Raw genomic sequence first — 19257 nt, 5'->3', positions numbered from 1 at the left:
ACACCTCTGTGCGCCGCCCAATCGGCGCGGCCCGCAAGGATACAATTCCGATCAAGGTACACATGGACAACACCACCGAGAATCCCAACGCCACCGAAGAGTTCCAGACCCTCATCGAACCCGAGGAGTCCCTGCCCGAACTCTCCCTCGACGATCTGCCCGATCCCCTGCGCCAGGCCATGGCCCGCGCCGGATGGCAGTCGCTCATGCCCGTGCAGGCCAAGTCCCTGCCCTACCTGCTCACCGGCCAGGACCTCATGGTCCAGTCGCGCACCGGCAGCGGCAAGACCGGGGCCTTCCTCATGCCCATCTTCCACCTGCTCGACGTGGACAAGCCCCAGACCCAGGCCCTGGTGCTCTGCCCCACCCGCGAACTGGCCAAGCAGGTGGCCATGGACGCCGAGACCCTCTTCACGGACACCGGCCTCAAGGTATGCACCGTCTACGGCGGCGTGGGATACGGCGAGCAGACCGACGCCCTGCGCGCCGGAGCGCACCTCGTGGTGGGCACCCCCGGGCGCATCCTGGACCACCTGCTGCGCCGCAACCTCACCCTGGACAACATCCGCGTGCTGGTCTTCGACGAGGCCGACCGCATGCTCTCCATCGGCTTCTACCCGGACATGAAGGAGATCAAGCGCTACATGCCGAAGCGCCGGACCTCCACCTTCCTCTTCTCGGCCACCTACCCGCCCTACGTGCTGCGCCTGGCCGAAGAGTTCATGGACCACCCGAATTTCCTGTCGCTGTCCTCCAAGCAGGTCCACGTGGCGGACATCCTGCACCTCTACCACGAGGTGCCCGGCATGGATAAGGACCGCTGCCTCGTGCGCCTGCTGGAGATCGAAAACCCCACCTCGGCCATCATTTTCTCCAACACCAAGGCCAATGTGCACTACATCACCGAGGTGCTCAAAGGCTTCGGGTACGACGCCGAGGAACTCTCGGCCGACCTCTCCCAGTCCAAGCGCGAAGAGGTTCTCATGCGCCTGCGCAAGAAGAACCTGCGCTTCCTGGTGGCCACCGACGTGGCCGCGCGCGGCATCGACATCCCCGAGCTCTCCCACGTCTTCCAGTACGAGCCCCCCGAGGACCCCGAGTCCTACGTGCATCGCGCCGGGCGCACCGGGCGCGCCGGGGCCTCCGGCACGGCCATCACCCTGGTGAACATCATGGAGGAACTGGCCATCAAGCGCATCGGCCAGCGTTTCACCATCGACTTCGTCAAGAAACCCGCCCCCACCGACGAGGAAGTTTCCGCCGTGGTGGCCGAGCGGCTCACCGCGCTTCTCGAAGCCGAACTGCGCGCCATGCCGCCCCTCAAGAAGGTCCGGCTGCAGCGCTTCCTTCCCCTGGCCAAGGAGCTGGCCGCGTCCGAAGACGTCTCCACCCTGGCCATGCTCCTGGACGAGCGCTACCAGTCCACCCTTCACGCCCTGCCTCCCCAGCCCGAAGGCGCGCCCGCCGAGCCCCGCCGCGAACAGCGCCGGGATCGTGACCGGGATCGCGACAGGGACAGGGATAGGGACCGCGAGCCCAGGCGCGCACGCGAACCTCGCCAGGAGCGCGAGCGGGAACCTCGTCGCGAACGCGAACCCATGGCCGCTCCCGCCGCCGAAGCCGCGCCCGGAGAAGAGACCGGAACCGTCGCCGCCGAAGGCGAGGCCCCGGCCGAATCCAAGCCGCGCCGCAAGCGCCCCTCGCGCAAACGGCGCGGGGACCGCGACAAGCCCGCTGCCGAAGCCGGGACGCTCACCGGGGAAAGCCCTGACGTCGCGGTCGAAGCGGGTGACCACGGTGATTCCGGCGAATTCGACGAGGCCGAGACCGTGCACGCCGAAGAGGGAGGCGAAGGCGAGGCCAAGAAGCGCAAGCGCCGTCGCCGCCGCAAGAAGAAGCCCGCCTCGGGCGAGGGCGCTCAGGCCGCCGAGGCTCCCGTGACCGGGGCTGCGCCCTCCGATGCTTCGGAGCCCAAGGCCAGGACGCCCCGGAAGCAGGAGCCCAAGCAGGAGGCGTCCGAAATTCTCGGCAAGCCCTTGCGAGAGCCTTCCGGAGAAGACACCCCCGTCAAGACGGTGGAGTTTGAATACAAGCCTGATGAAATGAAGGGCATCGAGTGGGATTAAGATGAACCCGCGGGGCCTGGCCCTGACGCCTTCCGTCCTTCTGCTCGCGTGCCTGCTGACGCTGCTTGCGGCCTGCCCCGTTTCCGCGCAACCCGACATGGTTGCGCAAAGCGGGCAGGCCGCGCTCGTTCTGGCCGACAGCTGGAACTCCCGAGCCGGGGTCATGCGCCTGTACGAGCGCTCGCCCGGCGGGCCGTGGAGGCAGGTCGGCGCGCCCATTCGGGTTATCCTGGGCAAGAACGGACTGGGCTGGGGGCGCGGCCTGCACGACACTCCTGGCGGCGACTCCGGCGGCATCCCGGTGAAGCGGGAGGGCGACGGCAGAGCTCCAGCTGGGATATTCCGGCTGGGCCCGGCGTTCGGCTACGCCCAGGCCGAAAGCCGCAGGCTCAAGATCGCCTACATGCAGATGACCGCCGCGTTCGAGTGCGTGGATGATCCGGCATCGCCCCGATACAACCAGGTGCTGGACGCATCGGCCCTGCCGGCGCGCGGCTGGAACAGCTCCGAGCGCATGCGCCGGGACGACGGCCTGTACGAGATCGGGGTCGTCGTCGCCCACAACGCGCCTCCATCAGTGGCCGGAGCTGGGTCCTGCATCTTCCTGCACGTCTGGCCCAAGCCAGACGGGTACACCTCAGGCTGCACGGCCATGGCGCTTGGCGACATGGAGCGCGTGGCCGCATGGCTGGACCCGGCCAAGTCGCCGGTGCTGGTGCAGCTGCCCGCGAGCGAACACGCCTCGTTTTCCGAACTCTACGGCGCCCCCTGACTCACGCGTCCTACGAACGAGCTTGGAGCCACACTCACCTGCCCTGCAAATGCCGCATGAGGCCGCGCAATTCGTCCACGAGGAATCCGAGATTCTCGAGCGCGTCCCTGGCCTGGGACATGGCCTCGGCCGTCTCCTCGGCGTAATGGGATATCTCCTGTATCGAACCGGATACTCCGCGACTGGATTCGGTCTGTTGCTCCACGGCCTCGTCGATCAGACGTATTTTCCGTGTGACCTCCTGGCTGAGCTCCACGATCATGCCTAGAGCGCTGCCGCCGGTGTCGACCTGGCTTGCGACATGGGTGATGGCTTCAACCGCCTGATCGACTCCCTGGCCGCTTGTCTGCGTTCCGTCCTGGATTCCCTTGATGGACGCATCCACTTCGCGGGTGGCGTTCATGGTTTTTTCCGCGAGCTTGCGCACCTCGTCGGCCACCACCGCGAAACCTCTCCCTGCATCACCGGCCCGCGCCGCTTCTATGGCGGCGTTAAGAGCCAGGAGGTTGGTCTGGTCGGCTATGTCGGATATCACAGTCATGATGCGCCCGATCCCCTCGGCCCGGGCGGAGAGGTCCGTCATGTTGGCCTTGAGCGAGGAAGCCTTTGTCTCCACGGCATGGATGGAATCCACGACCTCGCGTATGACCTGGGCTCCCTCCTGGGCCTGGCCCCTGGCCTCGGCGGCGGTTGAGGCCGCTTCGCTCGCTCCCCTGGAGACCTGCTGGGTGGTGAAGTCCAGGTGTCCCAGATCGGCAAGGCTTCCTTCAAGCCTCTGCTTCTGCACCTGGGCATCCTTTGACGCCTGGGCCACCTGGCTTTCCAGCTTCTGGGACGCAGCGAAAATCTTTTCCACGATGGCCGCGAGCTCTTCCGCGGCATCGGTCATGCCCTGCTGGCGGGCGGTCTCAGCCGCTTCCTGGGCCTTTTTGGCTTCGCGGCTGGCGTTCTCGGCGATGGCGGCCTGCTCGGCCGTTTCGCGCGACCTCGCCTCGGCTATGCGGATCTCCTCCTTGAGCTTATCCACCATGGCTCCCAGGCTCATCTTCAACAGGTCAAGTTCGGCGATGAAGCGCCCTTCGGCCTTCACGTCCAGATTTCCCGACGCCACGTCGCCCGCGTATTTGACCAGGACCGACAAGGGATGGCGGATGTTTCGGGTGATGAGCCAGCCCACCACTGCCGCCACTCCGCCGGCCATGCACAGCGCCATCAGCGCGTAGAACTGGCCCGTGCTGATCGCGGACTTGGCGTCCCGGTTGTCCTCGGCGATCATTTCGTCGTTGCGGACGATCACCCGGTCCAGGACGGACAAGAGGACATCGCTCTGTTTCTGCAAGTCCACGGCGGCGAGCGCCAGCACTTCCATGGAGAGAAGGACATCTGAGGTATCCTTGCTCCACTCGTCGAGCGCTGCTTCAACTTTCTCCACGAGAAGGAGGAACCGCTGCTGCTCCTTGAGGAGCGTATTCCAGTCCTCGCCGGCTTTGGCCGCCCCCGTGAGCCCTTCCAGTTGGGCCATGGAGTTCTTGAGCTGATCGGTGTTCTCGGAATAGAGTTTCTTCTGGGCTGCCCGGAACTCCGGCGTGATCGCCGGAATGAGCTGGGAGCGCAGGGCAGCAATGGTTTCGCGCACGGAAAACTTGACGTCCTTGAGCGCCGCCAGGGCCTTCATGTTCACGTCAGTGATGTTGGCAAGCTCAAACCCCATCCGGGCGGAGTTCGAATAGCCGACAAACCATATGAACACAGACAATGCGAGGATCACCGAATAGCCGGTGTAGATCCGCAAGCTGATACTCATCCTGGCCATTCTACCCTGCCCTTTTCTCAAGAATGACGAATACATCCGCCTCGCTCTCGCGGGGAAGGCTCACCGGATGGAACTTATTTGTTATATGCCCCGCATCCGAACAGCAGGCCGTCGATCTTTTCCATGTACATGCTCTTGTTTTCGATCTGCTTGGATACAGGGTTGATGAATTTGTAGTTCTGCCAGAAAGAGTCCTTGGTCTTCCCCAGCTCGACGCGCTCCTTGACGAAGTAGTTGCCGTCGGGATCCCTGAGCTCCATCAGGTTTTTCCCGATCTGCTTGGCGTTGGCGCCGTGAGCCAGGCAATTGCCGTTCATATCGTAGACGACGATGTAGAGGTCCCGGTCCACGAACGGGCCGTTCTTGTCGTTGAAATCGGCGAACGCCTTTTCTTTTCCAACACTCTTGTAATGGGCAACGGCCTTTTTGACCAAGGCTACGGCTTCATCCTTCGTGCCGGACTGCTGGGCAAAGGCGATACTCGCCAGCAACGCAAACATCAGCAGCGCAACGAACGCTTTTTTCATGATGCTCCTCCCTGGGAATTTCGACCATTTTGGTCATGATACAAGGGATTATGATCTCTTATGCAGAACACCTTTTTTCTGAAAAAGAGTCAAGGAAACAACCTGGCGCGCGCGTCGGCAACCAGTCTGGCCGATTCCAGGCCCGGACAAAAGCAAAGCCCCGGCTGTAAACAGCCGGGGCTTTGCTTGTCAGCCTTGGCGCGCCACACCCCCTTACTGCACCCCCATGCCCGGATGGTGCACGGGCATGTCCATGTCCACGGTATGGCAGGCCTTGCAGTTCTTCGCCCCGCCCAAGGTCTTGGCCGCGCGCTGGTACTGCAGCGGCTGGAGGTTGTCCCGGTTCTTTCCGTAAGGGTTGTCGGCCGGGTAGACCGAGTGTGGCGTGCCATGGCAGGCGGCGCAGGTGAGCGCGTCCATGTCGTCGCGCTTGGCCACGAACAGGTCCTCCGCCCCCTCGGTCCATTTGCCGTAGGCCTGCATGCCCTCGGGCGGACCGAAATTCGTGTGGCAAGTGACGCACTTGGGCTCGTTCACCCAGGGAGCGCGGGGCACGGGCGCGTTGTCGCGCTGCTTGATGAGCGCAAGCAGCGGCTTAGCCGCGGCCACTCCCTGGGCGTCCTCGCGGGTGAGCAGGGACAGGGCATGGTCCTCCAGAGGACCGTGGCAGCTGGTACAGTCGAGGCCGGAGGCGGCGTGGGGGTCACGGAAGGCGCGGGTGGCCCCCTTGGGATTGGTGGGATGGCACAGGTCGCAGGCGTCGGAGCCGCGTCCGGCCAAGTAAACCGCGTGCAGCCCGTGCACGGCGGCGGAGAGGTTCAGGGACCGTTTCCCACCCTTTGCGGCATCGTCATGGCAGGAGCGGCATTCCACCTTGGGGGCCTGGCCTTGAAGACCGGTGCGGCTCAGGCGGTCATGGGCCGTGAGCACGTCGCGGGCCGTGGCGTCGGCCAGCCCCGCCACGCCGTGGGTCCATGCGCCACCGTGGCAGTTCTTGCAGGCGAGTTCGGTGGACACGGGCAGCACCACCTTGGTCTCGGCCAGGATCTTGCCCGAAGGGTCCGCGGCTTGGACCACGGCCACCGGATAGGGATTGAAGCCCGCGGAGACCGCGCCGACCGCCGGCTCCGTAGACTGGCCGGTTGTGCCCGCCGTTGCGGCTGGCTGGCCGGGCGACTGGCCATACGGCGAGACCTGAATCCCCTCGGCCCGGAAGGCCCGGCCGGAGACGTTGAAATTCCCGGCCGCCTGCCCTTCCACGGCGTAGGTGAGGGTCACATCCTTGGTGACCAGCTCAGGCGTTGGGCCTCGCTTGACAAGCTGCGCGGTGAGCGCCTGCGCGCCGATGGAAAGCGTCCACTGTCCCTTGGCGTCGAAGAGCATGTTGACGCCCTTGTCCGCCGAGACCGTGAGCAGGTACTGCGCGTCGTCGTTGAAGGGCGGGACGGCCTCGTCTTTCCCGGTGATGGGAACATCCGGAGCGGGCTTAGCCCCGTGCAACCCCTCGGTGAGGTAGGCGGCCAGGGCCTTCTTCTCGGCCTGGGTGCCTATGAAGGCAGGCATGTAAGTGCCGATCCTGCCCAGGCCCGTAAGCAGCGCCTCCATGCCTGTGGTGGAATACTTGGCCGAGCGCGGCAGCATGTCGAGCATGGGCCCGCCCTGGCTGTGGCAGCTGGAGCATTCCAGGAAGAAGAGCTCCTTGCCTGCCTCCAGCCGGTTCTCGGCGGTGACGGACTTCACCCGGCTCCATTTGGCCGAGGCCAGCACGCCCGCCTGGTTGAGCTCCGCCGCACGGGAAACCAGAATGCCGTTGGAATAGATGTATCCGGTGATGAGATAGGGCCGGCGGGCGGCCTCTCGCATGTATTCGAAGCTGGCTATGAACAGAAACGACGCGGCCAGGGTCAGGACGGCAACGGCCCGGGCGGCCCTGCGGGGAAGCCCCCCGGCCAGCAGCGCTCCTCCGGCCACGATGGCCGGGGCGGCCCACCAGAAGGCACGCATGCCGTCCGCCACCTCGGGCGAGAGCCCGCGCGCCAGCACCTGCTGTTCGGGAGACAGGACACTGATGTGCCACCATCCGGCCAGGGCCACCAGGGGCACGGGCAGGGCCGCCCATACGGCGCAGAAGCGCGACAGGCTCTTGCGCTGGCCCTCGTCGGCCACGCCCTGGGCGGTCATGAGCCCGAAAGTCCCGGCCAGGGTGGCGCAGATGCCCGAGCGCAGGACAAGGCCGGGCCAGTAAGTGGGGTTGAAGAAGCCGTCCCAGAAGCGCTGGGTGGTGACCCACTCGCCCGGCGTGAGCATGAACGAGATGAACCCCTGCACGATGACTAGAGAGCCAAAAGCGAAGAAAAAATAGAGCCAGGCCAGGATGAGCCGCCGGGTGGAGCGCTGCCCCTCGAAGGAGCGCATGTAGGTGATGAGCACCACGATCTCGGCCAGGAAGAAGGTCCACTCCGTGGCCCAGCCCAGCACGAAGGCGTGGATGAGCTTGGAGGCCGCGCCCGGGGCCGTGATGGACACGGCGAACCAGATGCCCACGCCCGTGAGCCCGCCCACCACCATGGTCAAGAGCAGGAAGAAGTTGGCGTAGCGGCGCAGGTAGTCGCGCATGCTGGTAAGTCCCAGGCGCTGGGTCCGGGTCTCCATGACGGCGATAAAGAGGCCACCGCCCACGGCGAAGTGGGATACGAACACGTGGATGGTGGCCACCAGGGCGATGAGCAGCCCGCCTCCCCAGGAGGTCCAGTGCAGAACGGGATAGTCCATGGCTTACGCCCCCTTGGGATCGGTCTTGGGGTGCCTGGCGGCCCAGGCCACAACCGCGATGCTCACCGCGAAGAAGCCCAGGAACATGGCCGTGGTGGAGGGCTCGGAGACCACCGGCAGTCCGGACGGGTCGAAGAACGGCGTCAGGTAGAGCTGACGCAGCACGCCGCGCATGGCGGTCATCACCGCCACGGTGAAGACGGCCGCCGCCGCCGCCGGCATGAGCCTGCCCTTGAAGGCGAAGGCCACCGCGAGGCCCGTGCCCGCGAGCCCGGCCATGAGAAGCATGGAGGCCGCGTGGTCGCCGCCCATGAAGGCCAGCATGAGGGGCCTGGGCAGGCTCACGAGCCACCAGACCCCGTCCAGGGCCTGAATGAGGGTGGCCCAGCCGAACCAAGAAAGCCCCTCGGCCTTGAGGGCCTCGCCGCTTGGATCATGGCGTTTGGCCCGGCCGTGCCCGATCATGGCCAGGCACAGTCCGCCCAGGGCCACAGCGGCGGTCACGTAGTGCAGCCAGCGGGGGGTGAAGGTGGGATCGCCCCAGGCGGTGAGGGTTCCGCCCGGATCACCCAAATAGCCGCTCCAGAGGTCGGGGCGCACGAGGAGGATGGCGTTGGTGGTCTGGGTGAGCGATGCGTAGAGGAAAAGCGCGCTCATGATTCCCCACAGAAGCGTGCCGCGCCGGTCGTTTTTGTGCAGGGCGTATTTCTGGCGGTAGGCCAGGCCGTAGGCGGCCATGACCGCCAGCACCAGGGCGAACCAGTACACGGCCATGAGCGTGGAGCTCACATAGAGGAACTGGCCGTAGAGCACCTGCAGAAACAGCAGCGGAGCCACCCCGATGTTCACGGCCAGGGCCGTGGCGGTGGGCACCATCGTAGCCTGTTGCCCGAGCGCCCGGGCCGGGCGCAGGGAGCGGACGAATCCCAAGAGCGTTAGCCCCAGCATGGCGTTCATGAACAGCAGGTGGACCGTGAAGGTCGTATCGAGCAGGGCCCGAAAAAGCCACGGCGCGGCGGGAATCGCGTCCGCCGGAGGAATCAGCGTACTAGGATCCATGAGTGCCCCTTAGTGCGGAATGTAACACCCCGCATGGAGGGGTATCATCTTTTCAACCCCCGGAAAATAGTCTATCTTCGGTCGTCTTTGCGTCCATCGAATACTTCCCGGCGTGCCCGGAGAACCCCATGGCCCTTCTGCTCTTCGACATCGGAAACACCAACATAAAGATTGGCCTGCACCGCCGGGAGTCCGGACTCTCGTCCTACGTGCTGCCCACGCCGCGTTCCAGCACGGCCGACCAGCTGGGCCTGGACCTGGCCGCCATGATGGCCCGCGAGGGCATCGACCAGTCGCAGCTGGAGGCCATCCTCATCGTGAGCGTGGTGCCGCCGGTGAACCCCATGCTGCGACAGGCCTGCAACCGCTTTCTCGGCCGCGTGCCCCGCTTCGTGCCCGAGGACATCCCCGTGCCCCTGGAGAACCGCTACGAGCGTCCCGAGCAGGTGGGCGCGGACCGGCTGGTGGCCGCCTACGCGGCCAGGCGCGCGGCCACGTCCCACTGCGTGGTGAGCGTGGATTTCGGCACGGCCACCACCTTCGACGTGGTGCGCGGCACGAGCTACCTGGGCGGGCTCATTTGTCCGGGGGTGCTCTCCTCGGCCCGGGCCCTGGCCCAGGACACGGCCAAGCTGCCCCAGATCGACCTGGAGCCGGAATCGCTCAAGCTCTCCATCGGGCGCTCCACCGTGGAAAGCCTGAACCAGGGCCTGCTCTTCGGATTCGCCTCCCTGGTGGAGGGCATCCTGGACCGCCTGGAAGACCACCTGGGCGAGCCCGTCACCGTGGTGGCCACGGGCGGATTCGCCCCGCAATTGGCGCGCGTCTGTCCCGCGATTGCAAACGTCAGGCCCGAACTTCTTCTCGACGGCCTGCGTCTCGTGTATGAAGAGGCCCAGGCGGGCAAATCCCGTCGCAAGCCGTAATTACGAACCGAACATCCTAAGTGAAGGAGAATCGATCATGAGCACCATCGCTGCTGTCTGGGCTAGGGAAATCCTCGACTCGCGCGGCAACCCCACCATCGAAGTGGAAGTCACCCTGGATTCCGGAGCCGTGGGCCGCGCCGCCGTGCCCTCGGGCGCGTCCACCGGATCGCGCGAGGCGCTCGAACTGCGCGACGGCGAGGCCGACCGCTACTCCGGCAAGGGCGTCAGCCGCGCCGTGGAGAACGTGCAGGGCGAGATCGCCGAAGCCGTGGTGGGCATGGAAGCCCTGCGCCAGACCGCCCTGGACAACCTCCTGATCGAACTCGACGGCACCGAGAACAAGGGCCGCCTGGGCGCCAACGCCATCCTGGGCGTGTCCCTGGCCACCGCCCGCGCCGCCGCCAACTTCCTGGGCATGCCGCTCTACAACTACCTGGGCGGCGTCAACGCCAAGGTGCTGCCCGTGCCGCTCATGAACATCATCAACGGCGGCGCCCACGCCCCCAACAACCTGGACATCCAGGAATTCATGATCGTGCCCATCGGCGCGGACACCTTCGCCGACGCCCTGCGCATGGGCTCCGAGACCTTCCATGCCCTGAAGAAGCTCCTGGCCAAGGACGGACACGTCACCTCAGTGGGCGACGAGGGCGGCTTCGCGCCGAACCTGAAGTCCCATGAGGAAGCCTTCGATTACATCATCAAGGCCATCGAGGCCGCCGGATACAAGCCCGGACCCGAGATCGCCCTGGCCATCGACGCCGCCGCCTCCGAGTTCTACAAGGACGGCAAGTACGTCTTCGCCGGCGAGAACCGCACCTTCACCTCCAGCGAACTGGTCTCCTACTACGAGGAGCTGACCAAGAAGTACCCGCTCATCTCCATCGAGGACGGCCTGGCCGAGGGCGACTGGGACGGCTGGAAGGAACTCACCGACAAGCTGGGCGACACCATCCAGCTGGTGGGCGACGACGTGTTCGTCACCAACCCGGACATCCTGGCCGACGGCATCAACGAAGGCATCGCCAACTCCATCCTCATCAAGCTGAACCAGATCGGCACCGTCACCGAGACCCTGGACTGCATCGAGATGGCCAAGCAGGCCGCCTACACCACGGTGATCTCCCACCGCTCCGGCGAGACCGAGGACTCCTTCATCGCCGACCTGGCCGTGGCCGTGAACTCCGGCCAGATCAAGACCGGCTCGCTGTGCCGTTCGGACCGCCTGGCCAAGTACAACCAGCTGCTGCGCATCGAGGAGGAGCTGGAGGACGAGGCCCTGTACTACGGCCCAGTCATGGCCGCCCAGTGGTTCGAGGAAGAGGAATAAATCCCGGACGAACGCGCCCTGCCGCCAGGCGGAGCGCCCGGGGATATCCGGCAACACGAGGGGGAGCTCAGGCTCCCCCTTATTTCGTCCGCCTTTCGATGCCATGGATGCTTCTCTTCTGTCCGGGAAATGCGGAAAATAGGCTTCGCAAAGTACACTCCGGCATTGCCCAGACCGTTATTCCCTGGTAGATTTTCATCAACCCATGAATACCCCGAAGGGCCGCGCGCCGACGCCTCCGCGCCGCATCCTCGTCGCCGACGACGAAGCCGTGAACCTCAAGGTTCTCGCGGCCTTCCTGCGCGACATGGGTCACGTGGCGGTGCTTGCCGACTGCGGCGCGGCCGTGCTCCAGAAGCTCAAGCCCGACATCGACCTGGTCCTCCTGGACGTGCTCATGCCCGGCATCGACGGCTTCGAGACCGTTCGCCGCATGCGCCGCGACCCGGCCTACCGCGACATCCCCGTCATCATGGTCACGGCCCTCACCGGCAAGCAGGACCGCCTGGCCGCCGTGGCCGCCGGAGCCAACGACTTCATCGCCAAGCCCATCGACCGCACCGAACTCAAGGTGCGCATGGACTCGCTTCTGCGCATGAAGGCGTCCCAGGACGAGGTCAAGCGCTACCAGGCGTCCCTGGAGGAGATGGTCACCCAGCGCACCGAAGCGCTGAGCCTGGCCCTGGACAACCTCCAGGGGATGCAGCTCTCCATCGAGGCGTCGCAACGCGAGACCATCATGCGCCTGTCGGCCGCCGCCGAATACAAGGACGACAACACCGCCAGCCACATCAAGCGCATGAGCGCCTACAGCGCCCTGCTGGCCCGGCAGCTCGGCCTGCCCGACCACGACGTGGACGTGGTGCGCCAGGCCAGCCCCATGCATGACGTAGGCAAGATGGGCATCCCGGACGCGATTCTCCTCAAGCCGGGCAAGCTCGATCCCGACGAATGGGAACTCATGAAGACCCATACGGTCATCGGCAAAAGCATTCTGGCCGAGTCCGATTCGGAGCTGCTGCAGGCGGCCGAGCTGATCGCATACTCCCACCACGAGCGCTACGACGGCACGGGCTACCCCAAGGGCCTTTCCGGGGAGGACATCCCCCTCTTCGGGCGCATCTGCGCTGTGGCGGACGTCTTCGACGCCCTGACCACGGCTCGGCCCTACAAGGAAGCGTACCCGAACGAGAAGGCCCTGGCCGTCATGCGCTCGGAGCAGGAGAAAGGCCCTCACTTCGATCCCAAAATCTTTTCTCTTTTCCTGGACAATCTGGACGAGTTCCTGAATATACAGAAGAAATGCCACGACTAGGACCATTGCAAGGAGGAACTCCATGGCCAAGGAAAACGTCCGCAAGGTATTGGGAGTGACGGCCGCCGTGTTCGCCCAGATGGGCCAGATCTCCAAAGAGGAAGCCCTGGAGATGAGCGGGCTCGACGCGCAGGCCTTCGAGGAGGCCGCCCACAAGGCCCAACTGGCCGAGCAGGAACTCAAGGCCGGCAAGAAGGAAGCCAGTTTTTACGACATCGTGTCCAAGGCTACGGCCGAGTACATGGGGCTCATGAATAAATAACCGAAACATTGGAAAGCGCCCCCAGGGGCGCTTTCCTCTTCCAATATCTTCCCATGAATCTGTTCAAGAGCCTCTCCGGGCTGGCGGAGCGCCACAAACCGCGCTTCATGGCGCTGGAGATATTCAAATACATCGGCCCGGGCCTCCTGGTCACGGTGGGCTTCATCGATCCCGGCAACTGGGCGGCCAACGTGGCCGCGGGCGCGGGCTTCGGCTACACCCTGCTGTGGATGGTCACCCTCTCGACCATCATGCTCATCGTCCTGCAGCACAACGCCGCGCACCTGGGCATCGCCACCGGCCTGTGCCTGTCGGAAGGCGCGGCCCACCACCTGCCCCGCACCGCCTCCAACGCCGTACTGGGCTCGGCCGTGCTGGCTTCCGTCTCCACCGCCCTGGCGGAACTGCTCGGAGGGGCCATCGCCCTGCGCATGCTCTTCGGCCTGCCCCTGTGGCTGGGGGCGCTTCTCACCATGGCCGTGGTCGGCTGGATGCTCTTCGCCAACTCCTACCGGCGCATCGAGAAGTACATCATCGGCTTCGTCTCGCTCATCGGCATCTCCTTCGTGTTCGAGCTGTCCATGGTCAACGTGGACTGGGGCCAGGCCGTGGCGGGCTGGGTGATCCCGGCCTTCCCCGACGGATCGATCCCCATCGTCATGAGCGTGCTGGGCGCGGTGGTCATGCCCCACAACCTCTTCCTGCACTCCGAGATCATCCAAAGCCGCCAGTGGAACCTGGACAACGACGAGATCATCCACCATCAGCTCAAGTACGAGTTCACCGACACCCTGGTGTCCATGATCGTGGGCTGGGCCATCAACTCGGCCATGATCCTCCTGGCGGCTTCGGCCTTCCACACGGCCGGGACCCAGGTGACGGAACTGGAGCAGGCCCAGAGCCTGCTCACCCCCCTGGTGGGCAATGCGGCGGCCGTGGTCTTCGCCTTGGCGCTCCTTTTCGCGGGGGTGGCTTCGTCGGTGACGGCGGGCATGGCCGGAGGGGCCATCTTCGCGGGCATCTTCAAGGAACCCTACAACATCCACGACATCCACACCAAGTGGGGCGTGGGGATAACCCTGTTCGCGGCCTACCTGATCATCCTGGCCATCCCCGACCCCTTCCAGGGGCTCATCTACTCGCAGATCGCGCTGTCCATACAGCTGCCGTTCACTATTTTGCTGCAGCTGTATCTGACCTCCTCGCGCAAAGTGATGGGCAAGTGGGTCAACCGAAAATCCACGGTGGCCGTGCTCGCCGTGATCGCGGCGGTGGTGATCGCGCTCAACGTGATGCTCCTGATCGACATGCTGGGGGGCTGATTCCTCCTTGCCTTTTTCGGCACAGAGATTATCTGCCCTTGTTCAGAACGATTCCGGAGTTTTCATGAGCGACAAGCGAGTCATCCGCATCGAAGGCGCACGCCAGCACAACCTCAAGAACCTCACCCTGGACATCCCCCGCGACGAGCTGGTGGTGGTCTGCGGCCCCTCGGGCTCGGGCAAGTCCACCCTGGCCTTCGACATCGTCTACGCGGAAGGCCAGCGCCGCTACGTGGAGTCCCTGTCCGCCTACGCCCGCCAGTTCCTGCCACAGATGGACAAGCCCCAGGTGGACAAGATCGAGGGACTCTCCCCGGCCATATCCCTGGAGCAGCAGTCGGCCACGCGCAACCCGCGCTCCACCGTGGGCACCGTGACCGAAATCTACGATTTTCTGCGCGTGTTCTTCGCCCGCCTGGGCAAGCCCCACTGCCCCCAGTGCAATCTTCCCATCGCGGCCCAGACCACGGACCAGATCGTGGACGACATCCTGGGCCTGCCCGAAGGATCGAAGTTCATGGTGCTGGCCCCGCTGGTCGAGCACCAGAAAGGCACCCACGCCGACAAGCTCAAGAAGCTCAAGTCCCAGGGATTCGCCCGCGTGCGCGTGGGCGGCGAGGTGTTGCCCCTGGAGCCCCTGCCGGAGCTGGACAAGAACAAGCGCCACACCCTGGAGCTGGTCATCGACCGCCTGGTGGCCCGGCCGGACATCCGCAAGCGCCTGGCCGACTCCGTGGAACTGGCCCTCTCCCAGGGGGCCGACCGGCTCATCGTCCACGACGTGGACAAGAAGCTCGACCGCTACTTCTCCACCTCCTCGGTGTGCCCCACCTGCAAGATAAGCGTCCCCCCGCCCACCCCGCAGCTCTTCTCCTTCAACAGCCCCCAGGGCGCCTGCCCGGTGTGCGCGGGCCTGGGCAGCGTGGAGTACTTCGAGCCGGACCTGCTGGCCCCCAACAAGGGCCTGTCGATTCTCACCGGGGCCATCCTGCCCTGGAAGAACGAACGCGTGTACGCCCGCTTCCGCGACCAGCTGGAGGGCGTGGGCAAGCGACACGGCTTCGCGCTGAACACCCCGCTCAAGGAGTTTTCCCCCACGGCCTGGAAGGCCCTTTTCGAGGGCGACCCGGACATCGGCTGGAAGGGAGTCACCGCGCTCATGGACATGGGCCAGGCCATGGGCTCCATCTGGCGCGACGAGCTGGCGCGCTTCCGCCAGAACCGCCCCTGCCCGGCCTGCAACGGGGCGCGCCTCAAGCCGGAATCCCTGGCCGTGCGCGTGGACGACCTGAACATCTTCGAGTTCTGCTCCCTGCCCATCGAGCGCTCGCTCAAGTGGCTTGGCGAGCGGGCCTTCACCGGAGCGAGCGCCGTCATCGCCGATCCCCTGGTCAAGGAACTCGACCACCGGCTGCGCTTTCTTTCCAACGTGGGCCTGGACTACCTGAGCCTGGGCCGGAACATGTCCACGCTCTCGGGCGGCGAGGCCCAGCGCATCCGGCTGGCCGGGCAGCTGGGATCGGGGCTGGTGGGCGTGACCTATGTGCTGGATGAGCCCAGCATCGGACTGCACCCGCGCGACAACGAGCGCCTGCTGGGCACGCTGCGCATGCTCCAGAAGCGCGGCAACACCGTGCTGGTGGTGGAGCACGACGAGGCCACCATCGAGAGCGCGGACCACGTCATCGAGCTGGGCCCCGGCTCGGGCCTGCTCGGCGGGGAGATCGTGCACCAGGGCGACGTGCGAAGCCTCCTGGAGTCCGACACCCTCACCGGCAAGTACCTGCGCGGGGACCTGTCCATCCCCCGCCCCGAGAAACGCCGCACGGCCAAGGGGCACCTCACCCTCAAGGGGGCGCGCACCAACAACCTGAAGAACCTGGACGTGTCCATCCCGCTGGGCTGCCTGACCTGCGTCACGGGACCTTCCGGATCGGGCAAGAGTTCCCTGGTGGTGGACACCCTGTACAAGCACCTGGCCCTGTCCCAGGGCATCAAGGTGGACCTGCCCGGCGTCATCGACGGGTTCGAGGGCGCGCGGCAGATCGAGAAGATCGTTTCCATCGACCAGACCCCCATCGGGCGCACGCCGCGCTCCAACCCGGCCACCTACACCAAGATATTCGACGAGATCCGGAACATCTACGCCGCAACCGCCGACGCCAAGAAGCGCGGCTACAAGCCGGGGCGTTTCAGCTTCAACGTGCGCGGCGGGCGTTGCGAGGCCTGCCAGGGCGACGGCGTCATCACCGTGGAGATGCACTTTTTGCCGGACATCCACGTCACCTGCGAGGTCTGCGGCGGCAAGCGCTACAACCGCGAGACCCTGGAGGTGCGCTACAAGGGGCTGAACATCGCCGAGGTGCTGGACCTGCCCGTGCTGGACGCGAGGCGGCTCTTCGAGAACTACCCGGCCCTGGCGCGCCGCCTGGAGATCCTGGAGCAGGTGGGACTGGAATACGTACGCCTGGGGCAGCCCGCCACCACACTTTCCGGCGGCGAGGCCCAGCGCATCAAGATCTCGCGGGAACTGGGCAAGCGCAGCCTGCCCGGCACGTTGTACATCCTCGACGAGCCCACCACGGGCCTGCACATGCACGAGGTGGGCAAGCTGATCCAGGTGCTGCACCAACTGGTGGAGCGCGGGGCCTCGGTGCTGGTCATCGAGCACAACACCGAGGTGATCCTGTCCTCGGACTACGTCATCGACCTCGGCCCCGGAGGTGGGGAATACGGCGGGCGCATCGTGTCCCAGGGCACGCCCGAACAGATCATGGCCGATCCCGAATCGGTCACGGGAAGGTTCCTGACGCCATGACCCCCATGACTATATAAAACATCACTGACAAATTTTTTCCTGTTTCCCCAACTTGTCTTGCTAGTAAAAACTTCGTATTCCACTGCACATGAGCGATTATCCATCAGTTCTCGGGGTCTTCTCCCTGCGCAAGTCCGACGAGGTCGGCACGGGCGCGACCCAGGCCAGGCATGCCCAGCTGACCTACTGGTATGCCCGGCAGCTGGACCAGACCGCCGTGGAGGTACAGCCGCTCAACGTCTACCATGTGCCCTCCGGCATACGGAAACAGGCCGGCCTGAACGACTTCCTGCGCTCTTACACCCCTGAGCCGCGCTATTACGAGGCCAACACGGTGCCCGCGCTCAGGTCCCTGACATCCAAGATCGAACAGGGGGAGAAGTTCTTCTCCATGGGGCTTCTGGACGACGCGGAAAAGGCATTCCTCAAGGCGCTCATGATCGACGAGGTCAGCGTCCCGGCCAACTACGGCCTCGGCGACGTATATACGGAGCAGAAGGAATACCTGAAGCTGCGCAAGGTGCTCAACGTGCTCATGGGCCTGGACGACGCGTTCTCGCTGGAATACCGCCAGAAGCTCAACACCTTCGGCATCAACCTGCGCAAGCAGGGCTACCTGGAGGAATCCATCGCCTTTTTCAACAAGGCGCTGGAGATACAGAAGAACGACGAGAACATCTATTTCAACCTGGCCCGCGTGCACTTCGACAAGGGCGAGATCGACAAGTGCATCGGCATCCTGAACATCGCCACCACGCTCAATCCGGAATTCATCGAAGCCCGGAAGTTCATCACCTACTGCGAACGGATGACCGTGCAGTAGCCGGACATCCCTGCCCGCAGCCTTCTAGTATATTCGTCGCCGCCGCATCCGCCCTGAAAACGGGCGTAGCATCTCCGAAACGGCAAGGGCCGGAGCTGTCGCCCCGGCCCTCGTCATCAGGCGGCCCGCCGGGAGTCCCCATCCGGGCTTCGGCGGCGCCTCACACCCCCTTCTCGAAGTTGCGCAGCGCCAGGCGAAACGCGGCCACCACATAGGTGTCGCAGTCGGACTGGGGATCGACGTATTCCAGGTTGCCCTTAAGGTCCTCTCCGGAAAATTCCCAGGCCGAGTCCACGTCCATTCCCTTAACCATGGATATCAGTGTGCCCAGGCACTGGCGGCTGTAGGAGCACTGCACCTCGCCGCCGATCTCCCGGAGCACGTTGTCATCAACGAGAATCTGCACGGCGATGGGACGCTTGCAGAACGTGCTGCCGTAAACCGCCTTGGCGGAAAACGCCTCCAGCGGCTTCACCAGCCCGTCGTTCTTGTATGTTCTCTTCGTGGCCATAATGTCTCCAATGGCTGAGCGGTGCTGCGGCGCGCGCCTGCGCACCGTCAGGTTGAAGGAGAGGCAGCCTGCCCCTGAAATGGACCAAGGAGTCCCACGAGAACCTTGACCCCGCCAACAAGTTGCAAGCACGTCTTAGTTGCCGCGATCCGGGCGGCATCTGGCCCATCCCCTTCCGGATCGCGCTCTCTCGAATCATCCTGCGCCGAACCGTCCCCGCCGCGCGCTTAAGCCCAAAGCGCCCGTGGAGTGCCCAACGGCCCGGCTCTCAGGCCCGGTCTACGAAACCTTGCAGTGCACGCCCTTGGCGATGAGGATGTCCCACATGGTGATGACGCCCACCAGCTTGCCGTCGTCGATCACGGGCAGGCCCGCCACGTTCTTCTCGTCCATGATCTTGGCCACGGCCAGCAGGTCGTCCGTGGACTTCACCGCGAACAGGGAGGAGTTCATGACATCGGCGACCTTGACCGAACCGGGATCGCGGCCCGCGGAGATCACCTTCTGGATCATGTCGCGCACCGTCACTGCGCCGTACGTGCCGTCGGGGCCGTCCTTGTCCACCATCAGGCGGCGCATATTGTTCTCGGCCATGAGCCTCATGGCCTGACCTGCCGTGGCGTCCTTCTTCACGTACATCACCCTGGTGGACATCGCGTCTTTGACTTTCACCGCTGCCTCCTTGTTAAAAATTTCACAGGTGACTATTCTTTATGCCTGGCCGGAAAAGCTGTCAACACGAGGATTTGAAGAAGAGTCGAAGGGGAGGATTTGCAAGGGGTAGCGTCAAAGCGGACACCGGTCTAACGACACCGGCGAAGCGAGACACGGTCCAGCCCGGGAGAGGCCGGAGCGAAAGATCGAAGGCTGGTGAATAG

The 19257-nt window shown here is 64.9% G+C and carries 15 protein-coding genes; 9 read left to right on the top strand and 6 right to left on the bottom strand.

Going from position 1 to position 19257, the window contains the following annotated elements; genetic code table 11:
• Window positions 1–62 precede the first annotated feature (62 nt).
• Window positions 63–2126 carry a DEAD/DEAH box helicase gene (locus ML540_RS05240; protein WP_243359022.1) on the top strand — a complete coding sequence of 688 codons (2064 nt, stop codon included), beginning with the start codon at window positions 63–65 and terminating at the stop codon, window positions 2124–2126.
• 1 nt (window position 2127) lies between these two features.
• Entirely contained in the window at window positions 2128–2898 is a 771-nt protein-coding gene (locus ML540_RS05235; RefSeq protein ID WP_243359019.1) for a L,D-transpeptidase family protein, read from the top strand.
• A 34-nt stretch (window positions 2899–2932) separates the two neighbouring features.
• Here ML540_RS05235 and ML540_RS05230 read toward each other — a convergent pair whose 3' ends face one another.
• The 4 genes from ML540_RS05230 to ML540_RS05215 form a co-directional block, all read right to left on the bottom strand.
• On the bottom strand, window positions 2933–4702 hold the full coding sequence (locus ML540_RS05230; protein ID WP_243359018.1) for a methyl-accepting chemotaxis protein: 1770 nt from the start codon (window positions 4700–4702) through the stop codon (window positions 2933–2935).
• An 83-nt stretch (window positions 4703–4785) separates the two neighbouring features.
• The gene (locus tag ML540_RS05225) at window positions 4786–5238 is read right to left on the bottom strand and encodes a cache domain-containing protein (protein ID WP_243359017.1); all 453 of its coding nucleotides are present in this window, start codon (window positions 5236–5238) and stop codon (window positions 4786–4788) included.
• A gap of 213 nt (window positions 5239–5451) precedes the next feature.
• Window positions 5452–8010, bottom strand: a complete 2559-nt coding sequence (locus ML540_RS05220) for a hypothetical protein (protein ID WP_243359016.1) — start codon at window positions 8008–8010, stop codon at window positions 5452–5454.
• A 3-nt stretch (window positions 8011–8013) separates the two neighbouring features.
• Window positions 8014–9069, bottom strand: a complete 1056-nt coding sequence (locus ML540_RS05215) for a hypothetical protein (RefSeq protein ID WP_243359013.1) — start codon at window positions 9067–9069, stop codon at window positions 8014–8016.
• Between the two features lie 128 nt (window positions 9070–9197).
• Here ML540_RS05215 and ML540_RS05210 point away from each other — a divergent pair, with 128 nt between their 5' ends.
• The 7 genes from ML540_RS05210 to ML540_RS05180 all read left to right on the top strand — a co-directional run bounded on the left by ML540_RS05210 (window position 9198) and on the right by ML540_RS05180 (window position 17868).
• Window positions 9198–9995 carry a type III pantothenate kinase gene (locus ML540_RS05210; RefSeq protein ID WP_243359012.1) on the top strand — a complete coding sequence of 266 codons (798 nt, stop codon included), beginning with the start codon at window positions 9198–9200 and terminating at the stop codon, window positions 9993–9995.
• Between the two features lie 37 nt (window positions 9996–10032).
• Window positions 10033–11328: a phosphopyruvate hydratase gene (gene eno, locus ML540_RS05205; RefSeq protein WP_243359011.1), complete on the top strand. Its 1296-nt coding sequence runs from the start codon at window positions 10033–10035 to the stop codon at window positions 11326–11328.
• 205 nt (window positions 11329–11533) lie between these two features.
• Window positions 11534–12643: an HD domain-containing phosphohydrolase gene (locus tag ML540_RS05200; protein ID WP_243359010.1), complete on the top strand. Its 1110-nt coding sequence runs from the start codon at window positions 11534–11536 to the stop codon at window positions 12641–12643.
• Between the two features lie 22 nt (window positions 12644–12665).
• On the top strand, window positions 12666–12905 hold the full coding sequence (locus tag ML540_RS05195; protein ID WP_243359009.1) for a hypothetical protein: 240 nt from the start codon (window positions 12666–12668) through the stop codon (window positions 12903–12905).
• Window positions 12906–12958: 53 nt separating this feature from the next.
• Window positions 12959–14227 (top strand): Nramp family divalent metal transporter, encoded by a 1269-nt coding sequence (locus tag ML540_RS05190; protein ID WP_243359008.1) that lies wholly within the window; start codon window positions 12959–12961, stop codon window positions 14225–14227.
• Window positions 14228–14291: 64 nt separating this feature from the next.
• Window positions 14292–17045: an excinuclease ABC subunit UvrA gene (gene uvrA / locus ML540_RS05185; RefSeq protein WP_243359004.1), complete on the top strand. Its 2754-nt coding sequence runs from the start codon at window positions 14292–14294 to the stop codon at window positions 17043–17045.
• Window positions 17046–17133: 88 nt separating this feature from the next.
• Window positions 17134–17868 carry a tetratricopeptide repeat protein gene (locus ML540_RS05180; protein ID WP_243359001.1) on the top strand — a complete coding sequence of 245 codons (735 nt, stop codon included), beginning with the start codon at window positions 17134–17136 and terminating at the stop codon, window positions 17866–17868.
• A 160-nt stretch (window positions 17869–18028) separates the two neighbouring features.
• On the opposite strand, the gene ML540_RS05175 is transcribed toward ML540_RS05180, so the two are convergent.
• Both ML540_RS05175 and ML540_RS05170 read right to left on the bottom strand, forming a co-directional pair.
• Window positions 18029–18379: an iron-sulfur cluster assembly scaffold protein gene (locus ML540_RS05175; protein ID WP_243359000.1), complete on the bottom strand. Its 351-nt coding sequence runs from the start codon at window positions 18377–18379 to the stop codon at window positions 18029–18031.
• A 279-nt stretch (window positions 18380–18658) separates the two neighbouring features.
• Window positions 18659–19051 carry a CBS domain-containing protein gene (locus ML540_RS05170; RefSeq protein ID WP_243358999.1) on the bottom strand — a complete coding sequence of 131 codons (393 nt, stop codon included), beginning with the start codon at window positions 19049–19051 and terminating at the stop codon, window positions 18659–18661.
• Between the last annotated feature and the right edge of the window lie 206 nt (window positions 19052–19257).

The organism is Fundidesulfovibrio terrae, assembly GCF_022808915.1.
In the GTDB taxonomy this organism is placed as follows: domain Bacteria; phylum Desulfobacterota; class Desulfovibrionia; order Desulfovibrionales; family Desulfovibrionaceae; genus Fundidesulfovibrio; species Fundidesulfovibrio terrae.
Note: the sequence above shows the minus strand (reverse complement) of the source record. Positions and strands in the feature narration are given on the sequence as shown.

Bases quoted from the DNA above. Each gene is read 5' to 3' on its own strand.
- eno (WP_243359011.1), top strand. From the start codon at position 10,033: ATGAGCACCATCGCTGCTGTCTGGGCTAGGGAAATCCTCGACTCGCGC.
- ML540_RS05235 (WP_243359019.1), top strand. From the start codon at position 2,128: ATGAACCCGCGGGGCCTGGCCCTGACGCCTTCCGTCCTTCTGCTCGCG.
- ML540_RS05220 (WP_243359016.1), bottom strand. From the start codon at position 8,010: ATGGACTATCCCGTTCTGCACTGGACCTCCTGGGGAGGCGGGCTGCTC.
- ML540_RS05215 (WP_243359013.1), bottom strand. From the start codon at position 9,069: ATGGATCCTAGTACGCTGATTCCTCCGGCGGACGCGATTCCCGCCGCG.
- ML540_RS05240 (WP_243359022.1), top strand. From the start codon at position 63: ATGGACAACACCACCGAGAATCCCAACGCCACCGAAGAGTTCCAGACC.
- ML540_RS05230 (WP_243359018.1), bottom strand. From the start codon at position 4,702: ATGAGTATCAGCTTGCGGATCTACACCGGCTATTCGGTGATCCTCGCA.
- ML540_RS05225 (WP_243359017.1), bottom strand. From the start codon at position 5,238: ATGAAAAAAGCGTTCGTTGCGCTGCTGATGTTTGCGTTGCTGGCGAGT.
- uvrA (WP_243359004.1), top strand. From the start codon at position 14,292: ATGAGCGACAAGCGAGTCATCCGCATCGAAGGCGCACGCCAGCACAAC.
- ML540_RS05190 (WP_243359008.1), top strand. From the start codon at position 12,959: ATGAATCTGTTCAAGAGCCTCTCCGGGCTGGCGGAGCGCCACAAACCG.
- ML540_RS05195 (WP_243359009.1), top strand. From the start codon at position 12,666: ATGGCCAAGGAAAACGTCCGCAAGGTATTGGGAGTGACGGCCGCCGTG.
- ML540_RS05175 (WP_243359000.1), bottom strand. From the start codon at position 18,379: ATGGCCACGAAGAGAACATACAAGAACGACGGGCTGGTGAAGCCGCTG.
- ML540_RS05180 (WP_243359001.1), top strand. From the start codon at position 17,134: ATGAGCGATTATCCATCAGTTCTCGGGGTCTTCTCCCTGCGCAAGTCC.
- ML540_RS05210 (WP_243359012.1), top strand. From the start codon at position 9,198: ATGGCCCTTCTGCTCTTCGACATCGGAAACACCAACATAAAGATTGGC.
- ML540_RS05200 (WP_243359010.1), top strand. From the start codon at position 11,534: ATGAATACCCCGAAGGGCCGCGCGCCGACGCCTCCGCGCCGCATCCTC.